The following is a 12894-nucleotide window of genomic DNA, read 5'->3' as shown; positions in this document are numbered from 1 at the left end:
CCCCCCCCCCCCCCCCCCCCCCCCCCCCCCCCCCCCCCCCCCCCCCCCCCCCCCCCCCCCCCCCCCCCCCCCCCCCCCCCCCCCCCCCCCGCGCCCGTTCCGTCGTCAGGCAGTCATGGTGGCGAAGACGACGACGTTGTCGGCGTAGCTGCGGGCGTTCTGGTCGAACGCGCCGCCGCAGGTGACGACCCGCAGCCCGGGCCGGTCGCTCGGGCCGTAGACCAGCTCGGTGGGGAACGCGGTCTTCGGGTACGACTTCACCTCGTCCACGGTGAAGGTGGCGGTGGAGCCGTCCTCCCGGGCGACGCTGATGGTGTCGCCCTTGATCAGCGAGCCGAGGTTGAAGAAGACCGCCGGTCCGAGCTTGGCCGAGTCGACGTGACCGACGATCACGGCGTTGCCGGTCTCGCCCGGGCTGACGCCGGGGGAGTACCAGCCGGCCTTCATGGCCTGGTCCAGCGGGGGCACCTGGACCGTGCCGTCCGGGTTGGTGTCGAGGCTCATGATCTCGGCCTGCACCCCGATCCGGGGGATCGAGATGGTCGTCGGGGTCGACCGGGGCAGGGCGGCGGCGCCGCCGTCGGGGTTCGCCGTGTCCGGGGACGCTTGGAGGTCGGGGGCCGGCGCTACGAGGGCGTCGTCGCTGGCCTCCGTGCCGTCGGCGGGGGTGGCGGAGGCGGTGGTCGGTTCGGCGGGCCCGGCCTGAGCGAGCGGCTGGGGTGGGCGGGGCGGGGGCACCGTCCGGAAGGACGCGCCGATCATGCCGGCGCCCACCATGGCGAGTAGGACGACGACGGCGGCGCCGGCGGCGCGCCACGGTTTCCCGACACGGCCGCCGGCCCCTGTCGCCGTCCGGTCAGACGAGGTCATTGGCCCGACGCCGGCGCAGCAGGACGAGGCCACCCAGGGCGGCGGCACCGATCATGCCCGCGCCACCGGCGGCCATGCCCCGGTCGGTGCTGGTGGTGGTCATGCCACCGTCACCGCCGTCGACGTGACCCTTCGGCAGGACCACCAGCTCGCCCTCGCCGCACGAGCCCCTCAGCTCGTACCTGCCCGGGCGGGCGTCCTTGGAGATGGTGGCCTCGCCGAGGTAGACGAAGTCCTGCCCGTGCTCCCAGCTGTCCTCGCCGCTGCCGTAGTCGGACTCCCCGTCCTGGCCGTACTCGTCGTGGCCCTGCCAGCCGCTGCCCTGGTCCCCGGGGTCGACAGCCACGCCACCGCCCGTGCCGTTCCCTGGCGGCTGCGGCCAGCCGGTCTCGTCGCCGTGGCCGTCCGGGCCCTTGCCGTGGTCGTCCTTGCCCTTGTCGTCCTTGCCCTTGTCGTCCTTGCCCTTGTCGTCCTTGCCCTTGTCGTGGTCGTCGCGGCCCTGCTCGTCTCCGCGACCCTCCTCGTCGCGGCCGTGCCGGTCCTTGCCGTCGGGGCCCTGGTCCGCATCCTCCTCGTCGCGGCCCTGCCAGCCACCCTGCTCGTCGCCGCGGTCGTCCCGGACCGAGTGGAGGTCCACCTTGCCGGTCACCTTCGACCAGACAGAGGCGTGCTCCTGTGCCTCCGGGCAGATCTCGAGGAGCTTGACCTCGTCACCGGCCTTGACGACGTGCGGCTTGGCGATGACCTTGCCCTCGTCGTCCTGGTGCCCGGCCGCCCAGGCCAGACCCGGGGTGAACACCAGAAGGCCCGCACCGCCGAGGGCGGCACCCGCAACGACCTTCCCGAGCATCTTTTTAGCCATGACCTGCGTCACTCCATCCCTCTTTGTCCTGAGCTCGACGAGAGCCGAACTGCGACCGACGTTAGACCGTTTCATGACTTATCCGAGGGAAGATTCGCGTTTAAGAGTTTGAGGGAGAAGCTCCGTATAGGGCCTGTACGCGGCTTTAGCGGCCTTCTCGGATGCCTCTTGACGCTCCGTGCCGGCGTCGGGCCCCGGCGGCGTGGTTGGGTCGGTCCGGGCGCGGTCGTGCCCTGGCTGTCAGTCGCCACGGAACTGCCGGCTTCCGCACAGAACCCGCCGATCGCCCGCTCCCTCGCGATCCGGAACGATCAGCACCCGTGGTGCGGCGACGATGGCATCGAACCATTGCCATGGAAGCGCTCCCATGCAAGAATCGCTGCACGCGGTTCGGGGAGCCACACCGCGAGCTCAGGCGTCGAGGGCAGCCGGGTCGACCGGACGACGTCGGAGAGTCGACCGGCCGCTCGTGCCGGTCGCGTCCACACCACCACACGCCCGTCCGGGTCGGGCGCCCCCGAAGACACCCGTGGCGCCGACGGCCGTCCCTGGCGGACGTCCCGAGGGCCATTTCGCCGGGCCGTACGCGGATCCGGTCTCGCCCAAGGAGATCAGTGGCATGAATCTGTGGAGAAGGCTGTCCGGCCGGAGCCGGACGCTCGCGCTGACCGGCGCCGGCGTCCTGGTCGCCGGCGGGCTGGTGACCATCCCGGTCACCGCGGCGCAGGCCGCGACCCAGTGCAGCGTCGACTACGTCACCAGTGACTGGCAGGGTGGCTTCACCGCCACCGTGACGATCAAGAACATCGGTGACCCGCTGAGCGCCTGGAACCTCGGCTTCACCTTCCCGAACAGCTCGCAGAAGGTCGTCTCCGGCTGGTCCGCGAAGTGGTCGCAGAGCGGCCAGAACGTCACCGCGACCAACGAATCCTGGAACAGCACCCTGGCCAGCGGCGCCAGCACCACCATCGGCTTCAACGGCGCGTGGAGCGGCAGCAACCCGAAGCCGACCTCGTTCACCCTGAACGGCACGGTCTGCAACGGCGGCAGCCCGACCACGCCGCCGCCGACGACCCCGCCGCCCACCACGCCCCCGCCCACCACGCCCCCGCCCACCACGCCTCCGCCCGGTCAGCGCGTCGACAACCCCTACGCCGGGGTCAAGGGGTACGTGAACCCGGAGTGGAAGGCCAAGGCCGAGTCGGTGGCCGGCGGCAACCGGGTGTCGAGCAACCCGACCGCGGTCTGGCTGGACCGGATCGCCGCCATCAACGGCACCTCCGACAGCAGCTCCAACGGGTCGATGGGCGTGCGTGCCCACCTGGACGCCGCGCTCGCCCAGGGGGCCGGCTACATCCAGTTCGTCATCTACAACCTGCCCGGCCGCGACTGCGCCGCGCTCGCCTCCAACGGTGAGCTGGGTCCGGACGAGCTGCCCCGGTACAAGACCGAGTACATCGACCCGATCGCCGCGATCCAGGCCGACCCGAAGTACGCCAGCCTGCGGATCGTCAACATCATCGAGATCGACTCGCTGCCCAACCTGGTGACCAACACGTCGGGCAACGCGGGCGGCACCGCGATGTGCGACACGGTCAAGGCCAACGGCGCGTACGTGAACGGTGTCGGCTACGCGCTGGCCAAGCTGGGCGCGATCGGCAACGTCTACAACTACATCGACGCGGCGCACCACGGCTGGATCGGCTGGGACAGCAACTTCGGCCCGACCGCGGACATGTTGAAGACCGCGGCCACCGCCTCCGGCAGCACCGTGCACAACGTCACCGGGTTCATCGTCAACACGGCGAACTACTCGGCGCTCAAGGAGCCGTACATCAAGATCACCGACACGGTGAACGGCACCAGCGTACGGCAGTCCAAGTGGATCGACTGGAACCAGTACGTGGACGAGCTCTCCTTCGCCCAGGCGTTCCGCAACAAGCTGGTCTCGATCGGCTTCGAGAGCAACATCGGCATGCTGATCGACACCTCCCGCAACGGCTGGGGCGGCTCCGCCCGGCCCACCGGCCCGGGCGCGACCACCAGCGTCGACACGTACGTCAACGGGGGCCGCATCGACCGCCGGATCCACGCCGGCAACTGGTGTAACCAGGCCGGGGCCGGCCTCGGCGAGCGTCCCCGGGCGAACCCCGAGTCGGGCATCGACGCGTACGTCTGGGTGAAGCCCCCGGGCGAGTCGGACGGCTCCAGCGAGTACATCCCGAACGACGAGGGCAAGGGCTTCGACCGGATGTGCGACCCGACGTACACCGGCAACGCCCGCAACGGCAACAACCTGACCGGCGCCCTGCCCAACGCGCCGATCTCCGGTGCGTGGTTCCCGGCCCAGTTCCAGGAGCTCATGCAGAACGCCTACCCGCCGCTCTCCTGAGCCGGCGGCCGGCCCACCCACGGCGGCGGGAGTGAGGCACCGCCGCGTGGGTTCCCCGGGCCCCTGGTCGACGCCCACGTCGGCCGGGGGCCCCCGGCCGACCGGGGCACACCCCGGCGGCACCGGCCGGCGTGGACGAGCGCGGGGCCGGCGACGGCGGACGTGATCCGCGACGCCGCCGACCCCGCGCCGGATGCGTCAGCGCGTCAGGGGACCGTCTTCTCGATCGCCGCCCGGCCCAGCTCGGCCAGGTCGCGGCGGGCCCGTTCCAGGTTCTCCGGGGTGAGGTCCTGGCCCCGGGCCATCACCAGGTCCTCCGGCTCCCACGGCTGCTCGGCGCCGGTGCGGATGTTGTCCCCGCCGGCCCCGGTACCGGTGCCGGTGGCGCCGGTGCCGGCCGCGTACGGGTCGCCGAGGAGGTCCGGCGAGCCGGTGTCGGGCACGGCGCCGTCGGGCTCGGTGAAGACGGGATTGTCCGGGTCGCTGCCGCCGCTGCGCAGCTGCGGCACCGTGCTGTCGTCGTCCACCGCCGCGGCCACCTCGGGGGTCTCCTCCAGCGGCCGCCGGCCACCGCGGTCACGATCCGTCATGCTGCTGCCCTCCTGTCGGAGTTCCGTGATCCACCTGGGTTACCCCGTGCCAGCCCGGCCATGCCCACGGCCCGGCGGCGGGCCGCCGGGCCGTGCGGAAGTCGGCGGCACCGGGCCGCCCGGGTGGTCCGGGTCAGCGCTCCTCGCCGTGGTGCGGCTCCGGCGCGCGGCTGGGGCTGACCCACTGCCAGCCCAGCATCGCCAGCCCGAAGACCAGCATGACCAGGCCGGCCCAGAGGTTGATCCGGATGCCCTGCGCCTTGTCGATCTCCGCCTGCGAGTCGAAGAGCCCGATCAGGCCCACGATCAGCCCGTACACGACGAACAGCCCGCCGATCACCCGGCGGATGTCGAAGAGCCGGGCGGCTGCGGAGCGGTCCCGCTCCTCCTCGGTCTCCTCGACCAGCGGGTCGTACGACTCGCGGTCGTAGTGGTGGTGCTCGCGGTGGTCGGACATGGTGCGTCCCCTCTCAGAAGACCGGGATGTAGAAGAGGGCGGCCAGGATCACGGCGACCACGCCGAGCAGCACCGGAGAGCGGTACCAGGCGGCGTCGCCGGCCAGCGAGTCGTCGGTCAGGGTGGTGTTCGCCATGCCGTAGACCAGCCCCTCCAGCTCGTGGTCGCGCTTCGGCCGGGTCAGCGGGGTGATGATCAGGGCGACCACCGCCACCGTGACGAAGGCGATGCCGGCACCCCAGAAGCTCTCCTCCAGGTCCGAGTTGAAGTGCACCACGCCGCCCTTGTAGAGCAGGTACGTGGCCAGCGCGGCCAGGGTGCCCAGCAGCAGCGACCAGAAACCGGCCAGCGCGCTCATCCGCTTCCAGAACATGCCGATGATGAAGGTGGCGAAGAGGGGGGCGTTGAAGAGCGAGAACAGGGCCTGGATGTAGTTCATGATGTTGCTGAACCCGGCCGCGATGAACGCGGTGCCGATGCCCGCCAGCACGGCGGCGACGGTGGCGATCCGGCCCACCCTGACGTAGTACTCGTCCGAGCGGTCCCGCTTGAAGTACGCCTGCCAGATGTCGTACGTGAACACGGTGTTGAAACCGCTGACGTTGGCCGCCATGCCGGCCATGAACGAGGCCACCAGGCCGGTCACCGCGATGCCGAGGACTCCGTTGGGGAGCAGGTCGCGCATGAGCAGCGGGATGGCGTTGTTGTAGACCAGGTCGCCCTTGTCGGCGCCCAGCCCCTTCACCGTGATCAGCGCGATCAGGCCGGGGATCACGGTGACCAGCGGGATGAACAGCTTGGGGTACGCGGCGATGATCGGCGTACGCCGGGCCGCGCTCATGTTCCGGGCGGAGAGGGCGCGCTGCACCTCGGCGAAGTTGGTGGTCCAGTAGCCGAAGGAGAGCACGAAGCCGAGGCCGAAGACGATGCCCAGCCAGTGCGCGCCGAGCGGGTTGTCGGTGCTGCCGGTGCCCTGCCAGGCGTGCAGGCCGCCCGCGCCCAGCTTGGAGCCCTTGACCGCGTCCATCAGGCCGGCGACGCCGCCGACCTTCATCAGGCCGATCACCGTGATCGGCACCAGCCCAGCGATGATCACGAAGAACTGGAGCACCTCGTTGTAGATCGCGCCGGAGAGACCGCCGACGGTGATGTACGCCAGCACGATGAGCGCGCCCACCACGATCGCGACCCAGAGCGGCCAGCCGAGCAGCAGCTGCATGATCAGGGCGAGCGCGTACAGGTTGACGCCCGCGATGAGCACCTGGGCGACCGCGAAGCTGAGCGCGTTGAGCAGGTGGGTCGGACGGTTGAACCGCAGCCGCAGGTACTCGGGGACGCTGCGGACCTTGGAACCGTAGTAGAAGGGCATCATCACGATGCCGAGGAAGACCATCGCCGGGACGGCGCCGATCCAGTAGTAGTGGACCGTCATCACGCCGTACTGGGCGCCGTTGGCGGCCATGCCGATGATCTCCAGCGCACCCAGGTTCGCCGAGACGAACGCCAGGCCGGTCACCCACGCGGGAAGCGACCGGCCGGAGAGGAAGAAGTCGACGCTGGTGCGGATCGCGCGCCGGGCGGCGAAGCCCACCCCGAGGACCGTGACGAAGTAGAGCGCCAGGATCACATAGTCCAAGGCGTTCATGTTCAGGCGTAGGTCTGCGCCCATTCCGCGCTCCCTCCGTGCGACGCTGCGCCCGCAGGTACCCAGATCCGGAAATTTCATGCATGGAGTGCGATGCGTCGCACAGGGCGAGGCCCCGGCCGGACATCCGGCCGGGGCCTGGTGGTGGATGCTCCGGTCAGCGACCCAGCACGCGGTCCAGGAAGTCGCGGTAGCCGCGCACGGCCACCCGGAGCTGCTCGGTGTCGGCAGAGCCGGACTCCTGCCAGCCGCCCAGCTTGCTCTTCTGGTCCCGCAACGCGGCGGCGAGGGCCTCCATGGCCTCGTCGACCAGCGCCTGCGCCTCGCCGACCGCGGCCTTCGGGTCGTCCACGAAGCGCAGCTGCACGTCCCGCCAGCGGTCCCGGAAGCCCTGCGCGGCCTCCGGGGCGAAGAGCGTGGCGGCGTCCGCCGGAACCGCGCCCGGGGTGGGCCGGGCCGCCGGGGCCGCCGCGTCGGCCACGCCCGCGCCCGCGGCCGCCCCGGCCACACCCGCGCCGGCCGCGGCGGTGCTGGCGTCCGGATCGACCATCGCCGGCTCCGCGCTGCCGTACCCGGTGGCACCGGCCTCCGGTGCGTCGTCGCGCGCCGCGTCGGAGTGCTCCGCCGCCCAGCGGTCCGGGTCGTGCAGCCGGTCGCCGGCCGTCGGGTCGGCCCGCTCGTCGTCGAACGCGTCGGTCCGCCCCGGGGCGCCGTCGCCCGGCACGGCGGTCTCCTCGCCGCGCGGGTCGCGCTCGTCCTGCGGCCGCCCGCTGGCCATCGCGGACGCGGCCACCGCGTCGCCGACCGTGGTCGCCCCGAACGCCGTCGGCAGCGGAGCGGGGTCGTGGTACTCGGCCCGGCCGTCCCCGTCGGCGTCGGCGGCCTCCGCGTCCCGGATGTCCCGTGCGTCGTACGCCCGGGTCTCGTCCAGCTCCGCGTCCCGTTCGTCCGTGATGTCGGCGCGGCGGTCGTCGCGCTCGTCGACCACCGCCGGGTCGTCGAAGGTGCCCCGGTCGTCCAGCGCGTCCTCGGGTACGTCGGCCCGGTCGCCCCGGTCACGCCGGTCCCCGTCGGCCTCGGCGACGTCACCGGGCGGAGGGACCGGCACCGGCTCGGACCGGACGGCGTCGGGGTGGTCCTGGGTGATCTGCTGCTCTTCCTGGCGCATGGCGGCGGGCCTCCTCAGCGGCTCGTGGCGTCGGGCTCGGGCTCGGGCTCGGGGTCGGGGTGGCGCTGCTCCGGCGGCTGGGCGCCGACCGGGTCCGCGCCGAGCAGGTCGGCGAAGAGGGCCCGGTAGTGCACGAGCGCCTGCCGGAGGTCCTCCGTGCCGGCCTCGCCGCGCTCGTTGCGCAGCCGGATCTCGTGCGCGTCCCGGTAGTGGCCCAGGGTGCGGGCGTGCTCGACGGAGAGGTGGGCGGCCTGCTCGGAGAATTCGCCGGTCGGGTACCCGCGCTCGGCGATCAGTCGGCTGACCAGCTCGTCGGCCTCGCCCACGGTCTCGGCCGGGGAGTCGACGAAGCGGACCTGGAGTTCCTCCCAGGCCGCGGCGTACTTCGCCCGGGACTCCGGGCTGAGCGGGGTGAGTTCCAGTTCGGCGTGGCGGCGCTCCCGTTCGCGCAGCTCCCGCTCGGCTGCGCCCCGGCTGTCCTGCTCGGCGAGGGCCCGGTCGTACTCGGGGCCGAAGCGCTGCCTGAGGGCCCGCCGGCGGCTGGCCACGACGGCGACCGCGGCCAGCGCCGCGACGATGAGAACGACGATGACTAAGACGACTACCTGCGTGGGCGACATGGCTCCTCCTTCGCCGCCTGTATTCCCTCTGTGCCGTGATCGCCAATCCCGATCCGGGGGACTTTCCTCGGCGATTCCGCGCGGAAATCTCCGGACGGCGCGCCGGGCTCCACCAGCGGCCCTCGGCACCGGAACCTGACTCGTTCCAAAGAGCGGATTCGGGCGACGCCCGGCGCTCAGAGCTGCTGAAGCGGGCGCGCGACGAGGACCACGGCCGCCGGTACGCGAGGGGCGGGGCCTCCCGGTCACCGTCCGATCCCACCCGGGGCGGGCGGGTCCGCCCGCCGGTTCCGACGGGTGCCCCCGTCGAACGACGTCCACAGCGGAACATCCCGGACGGTAGTGCCCGGCGAGACGGCCGGTAGTGCATCGGCCGGTGATTACGTATCCTGCCCAAGGCGCCCGAGCCGGGGCCCGGCGTCCGTGGCCGGTCAGCTTCCGGCCCGGTGTCGGCGCCACCCCTGCGACACCTTCCGGGCGAGGTCTGATGAACACCCGTGACTGGCCGATCCGCGCCAAGCTGACCGCGCTGGTCATCGGCCCGGTGACCGCGCTGCTGGCGCTCTGGATCTTCGCCACCACGCTCACCTTCGGGCCCGCCCTCGATCTGCTGGCCGCGCGCACCTACCTCTACGACCTGGGCCGTCCCGGTGAGACGGTGGTCGCCGAGTTGCAACGGGAGCGCCGGCTGTCGGTCGTCCAGCTCGCCGGGGACAGCACCCTCCCGGCCCTTGTGGAGCAGCGGACCCGGACCGACCGGGCGGTCGGCGAGCTGCGGCGCCGGGTCAACGGGGAAGACCTGCGCGACGCCGCCGACGACCTGCTCGACGCCCGCCTCGACCAACTGGTCTCCGCACTCGACGCGCTGCCCGCGGGCCGAGGCTTCATCGACGCCCGCAAGGTGGACCGCGCCGGGGCGATCGGCCTCTACAGTGGAATGATCAACTCGGCCTTCCAGGCGTTCTCCGCGATGGCCGCGATGCCCGACACCCAGCTCAACCGGGAGGCGCTGGCGCTCACCGCGCTGGGCCGGTCCCGGGAGCTGCTCGGCCAGGCCGACGCCCTGCTGGCCGGTGCGATCACCGCCGGTCGGTACGCCGAGGGAGAGCACGAGCAGCTCGTCCGGACCATCGAGAACCAGCGGTTCCTGGCCGAGACCGCGGTCGCCGACCTGCCTGCGGCGGAACGCGCCGCGTACCAGCGGCTCACCGAGGGCGCGGACTTCGTCCGGCTGCGCGCCCTCCAGGACGCCCTGATCCGCAGCCCCGGACTGCCGACGGGGCTGGACGTACGGGGTTGGGAGACCAGCCAGTCCGGGGCCTGGCAGGGGCTGCGCGACTTCGAGCTGCGCGGCGCCGACGGGCTGACCGAGCGGTCGGTGCCGATGGCGGTGGGCATCCTGGTCCGGCTCGCCGCCGCCGGGTTGCTCGGCATGCTCGCCATCGTGATCTGCGTGCTGATCGCGCTGCGGGTCGGCCGCTCGCTCGCCCGCCGGCTCACCGGGGTCCGCACCGCCGCGCTGGAGATGGCCGAGCACCGGCTGCCGGACGTGGTCGCCCGGCTGCGGCGTGGCGAGGAGGTGGACGTCACCCGGGAGGCGCCCGAGCTGGACCACGCCGGTGACGAGATCGGCGAGGTAGGGCGGGCCTTCAACGAGGTACGCCGGACCGCCCTCCAGTCCGCCGTCGACGAGGTCACCCTCCGCCGCGGGCTCAACGAGGTCTTCCTCAACATCGCCCGACGCAGTCAGGGCCTGGTGCACCGGCAACTGGCCCTGCTGGACCGGCTGGAGCGGCAGACCGAGGACCCGGACGAGCTGGCCGGGCTGTTCCAGGTCGACCACCTGGCCACCCGGCTCCGGCGGCACGCCGAGGACCTGGTCATCCTCGCCGGCGCCGCCCCCGGCCGGGGCTGGCGCAACCCGGTCGCCGCCGTCGACGTGATCCGCGGCGCGATCTCCGAGGTGGAGTCGTACGACCGGGTGGACGTGGGCGAGGTGCAGCCGGCCGGGGTGCTCGGCCGGGCCGTCGGCGACGTCATCCACCTGCTCGCCGAGCTGATCGAGAACGCCGCAGCCTTCTCCCCGCCGGGCAGCCGGGTGGACGTCACCGGGCGGACCGTGCCCGGCGGGTACGCCGTCGAGATCACCGACCGTGGGCTGGGCATGTCGCCGCCGGCTCTCGCGGAGGCCAACCGCAAGCTGTCCCGGGCGCCGGAGTTCGACCCGGCGGACAGCGCCCGGCTGGGTCACTTCGTGGTCGCCCGGCTCGCTGCCCGGCACGGCGTCCGGGTCGAGCTGCGGACGGCCGGGCCGGCCGGGTCCACCGCCGTGGTGCTCGTCCCGGCCGACCTGGTCACCGAGGAACCGGCACTGGCGCCGACCGGCCCGGGGGCGGCGTCCGGCGACCGCCGGATGGCCAAGGTGACCCGGCTGAGCACGGTGCCCCGGTCGCGTGCCGCCCGGCCGAGCCGGGAGCGTCCCGAGTCGGCGGTGGTGCCGCTGCCTTCGGGCCGTACCTCCGCCGTGGAGGACCCCGCCGACGGGGACGGCCTGCCGCGTCGGGTGCGGCGGCGCGGGCCGGCCAACCGCCCCCGGCCGGTCGTCGCGGACACCCCCGCACCCCGTACGCCGGAGGAGGCACGCCGGGCCATGTCCGCCCTCCAGGCCGGCACCGCGCGCGGCCGCCGGGACGGTGCCCGCGCCGCCGTCGACCCCGCCGCCCCGGCCCGCGACCGGGCCGCGACGTCCTCCCCGACGGAGCCGGCGCCGGCTCCGGAACCTCCGACCGCGACTGAGAGGGACGCCTAGTGGTGCACACGACGCGGCAGAACGCCGATCTCGACTGGTTGCTCGACGACCTGGTGGAGCGGGTGCCGGCCGCTCGCCAGGCGGTGGTGCTGTCGGCGGACGGGCTGCTGCTCGGCGCCTCCGCCGAACTCGACCAGGACGACGCGGAGCACCTCTGCGCCCTGGCCTCCGGCTTCTCCAGCCTGGCGAAGGGGACCACCCGCCACGTGAACGGCGGCGCGGTCCGGCAGACCGTGGTGGAGATGGAGTCCGCGTACCTGTTCGTGACAGCTGCCGGGCAGGGGGCCTGCCTGGCGGTGGTGAGCGACGCCGACGCCGACATCGGCCTGGTGGCGTACGAGATGGCGATGCTCGTGATCCGGGTCGGTGAGAACCTCAGCGCCCCGGCCCGGACGGTGCCGGGGGCCGACGATGCGGGCTGAGTCGCCGGGACCGCAGCACGAGTGGCTGGACGGGGCGGCCGGGCCGGTCGTCCGGCCGTACACCCTCACCGGGGGCCGGGTGCGCCCGCCGGTGGAGGGTTTCGACCTGGTGGCGTTCGTGCTGGCCAGGCCGGCGACCGACGCGACCGGCCAGCCGGGCTTCCAGCCGGAGCACCGGCGCCTGGTCGAGCTGGCCCGGCGTCCGGTCGCGGTGGCCGATCTCGCCGCCGACCTGGACCTCGCCGTGGGCGTGGTCCGCGTGCTGCTCGGCGACCTCGTCGCCCGTGGGCTCGTCGCGGTGCACCAGCCGCCGACCGCCGCGTATCTGCCCGACGACAACATCCTCAAGGCGGTGGTCAATGGACTCCGTGCGCTTTGACCGGCAGGTGACCGCCCCGCGCGTCCCGCTGGCCCTGAAGATCCTCATCGCCGGCGGGTTCGGGGCCGGCAAGACGACGCTGGTGAGCGCGTTGAGCGAGGTCCGGCCGTTGCAGACCGAGGAGGTGCTGACGGGTGCCGGGATCGGCACCGACGACGTCTCCGGGGTGGAGGAGAAGTCGACCACCACGGTGGCGATGGACTTCGGCCGGATCACCATCAACGACGACCTCCAGGTCTATCTCTTCGGCACCCCCGGCCAGGACCGGTTCTGGTTCCTCTGGGACGAGTTGGCCTTCGGCGCCCTCGGCGCGGTGGTGCTGGCGGACACCCGCCGGCTGGCCGACTGCTTCCCCTCGATCGACTACTTCGAGCAGCGCGGCATCCCCTTCGTGGTGGGGGTCAACTGCTTCGACGGGGCCCGGCGGTTCGGCTTGGAGGCGGTCCGCGACGCGCTGGACCTGGACCCGGAGGTGCCGCTGGTGCTCTGCGACGCCCGGGACCGGCAGTCCGGGAAGCTGGTGCTGATCTCGCTGGTGGAGCACGTCGCCCGGCAGCGCGGCGAGCCGGTGCCGGTGGGCTGAGGCCCGGCCCGCCAGGGGGCGGACCGGCGAAACCGGTCCGGGAAAAGACGGCTAACCGGCCGGCTCCCGGGGAAGCCTCTGGTTGGATCTGGACCAT

General features: G+C 73.0%; 12 protein-coding genes. 5 read left to right on the top strand and 7 right to left on the bottom strand.

Features of this window, described 5'->3' with window-relative positions; genetic code table 11:
• Positions 1–105: 105 nt before the first annotated feature.
• Entirely contained in the window at positions 106–870 is a 765-nt protein-coding gene (locus tag ACZ6S5_RS28725) for a class F sortase (RefSeq protein WP_466005343.1), read from the bottom strand.
• On the bottom strand, positions 857–1732 hold the full coding sequence (locus tag ACZ6S5_RS28720) for a hypothetical protein (protein ID WP_466005342.1): 876 nt from the start codon (positions 1730–1732) through the stop codon (positions 857–859). The genes ACZ6S5_RS28725 and ACZ6S5_RS28720 overlap by 14 nt, the downstream gene beginning before the upstream one ends.
• Positions 1733–2351: 619 nt before the next feature.
• On the opposite strand from ACZ6S5_RS28720, the gene ACZ6S5_RS28715 reads away from it, so the two are divergent.
• A complete protein-coding gene (locus ACZ6S5_RS28715) occupies positions 2352–4124 on the top strand; it encodes a glycoside hydrolase family 6 protein (RefSeq protein ID WP_466005341.1) in 1773 nt (590 codons plus the stop codon).
• A 206-nt stretch (positions 4125–4330) separates the two neighbouring features.
• Here the strand turns inward: ACZ6S5_RS28715 and ACZ6S5_RS28710 are convergent, their stop codons facing one another.
• The 5 genes from ACZ6S5_RS28710 to ACZ6S5_RS28690 all read right to left on the bottom strand — a co-directional run bounded on the left by ACZ6S5_RS28710 (position 4331) and on the right by ACZ6S5_RS28690 (position 8604).
• Entirely contained in the window at positions 4331–4714 is a 384-nt protein-coding gene (locus tag ACZ6S5_RS28710) for a hypothetical protein (RefSeq protein ID WP_466005340.1), read from the bottom strand.
• 133 nt (positions 4715–4847) lie between these two features.
• Entirely contained in the window at positions 4848–5171 is a 324-nt protein-coding gene (locus ACZ6S5_RS28705; protein WP_466005339.1) for a hypothetical protein, read from the bottom strand.
• A gap of 13 nt (positions 5172–5184) precedes the next feature.
• Entirely contained in the window at positions 5185–6840 is a 1656-nt protein-coding gene (locus ACZ6S5_RS28700; RefSeq protein ID WP_466005338.1) for a sodium:solute symporter family protein, read from the bottom strand.
• 133 nt (positions 6841–6973) lie between these two features.
• Positions 6974–7984 carry a hypothetical protein gene (locus ACZ6S5_RS28695; RefSeq protein WP_466005337.1) on the bottom strand — a complete coding sequence of 337 codons (1011 nt, stop codon included), beginning with the start codon at positions 7982–7984 and terminating at the stop codon, positions 6974–6976.
• 14 nt (positions 7985–7998) lie between these two features.
• Positions 7999–8604, bottom strand: coding sequence for a hypothetical protein (locus tag ACZ6S5_RS28690; protein ID WP_466005336.1), 606 nt, complete (start codon positions 8602–8604; stop codon positions 7999–8001).
• A 487-nt stretch (positions 8605–9091) separates the two neighbouring features.
• On the opposite strand from ACZ6S5_RS28690, the gene ACZ6S5_RS28685 reads away from it, so the two are divergent.
• The 4 genes from ACZ6S5_RS28685 to ACZ6S5_RS28670 are packed head-to-tail and all read left to right on the top strand — an operon-like array spanning position 9092 to position 12797.
• Positions 9092–11413: a sensor histidine kinase gene (locus ACZ6S5_RS28685; RefSeq protein ID WP_466005335.1), complete on the top strand. Its 2322-nt coding sequence runs from the start codon at positions 9092–9094 to the stop codon at positions 11411–11413.
• Positions 11413–11835: a roadblock/LC7 domain-containing protein gene (locus ACZ6S5_RS28680; RefSeq protein WP_466005334.1), complete on the top strand. Its 423-nt coding sequence runs from the start codon at positions 11413–11415 to the stop codon at positions 11833–11835. The genes ACZ6S5_RS28685 and ACZ6S5_RS28680 overlap by 1 nt, the downstream gene beginning before the upstream one ends.
• The gene (locus ACZ6S5_RS28675; RefSeq protein WP_466005333.1) at positions 11825–12214 is read left to right on the top strand and encodes a DUF742 domain-containing protein; all 390 of its coding nucleotides are present in this window, start codon (positions 11825–11827) and stop codon (positions 12212–12214) included. Before ACZ6S5_RS28680 ends, ACZ6S5_RS28675 begins: the two co-directional genes overlap by 11 nt.
• Positions 12195–12797: a GTP-binding protein gene (locus ACZ6S5_RS28670; RefSeq protein WP_466005332.1), complete on the top strand. Its 603-nt coding sequence runs from the start codon at positions 12195–12197 to the stop codon at positions 12795–12797. Before ACZ6S5_RS28675 ends, ACZ6S5_RS28670 begins: the two co-directional genes overlap by 20 nt.
• Positions 12798–12894: the final 97 nt, after the last annotated feature.

This window comes from Micromonospora sp. NPDC051924, from assembly GCF_055586005.1.
The sequence above is the reverse complement of the archived record's forward strand: the minus strand, read 5'-3'. Positions and strand labels throughout refer to the sequence as shown.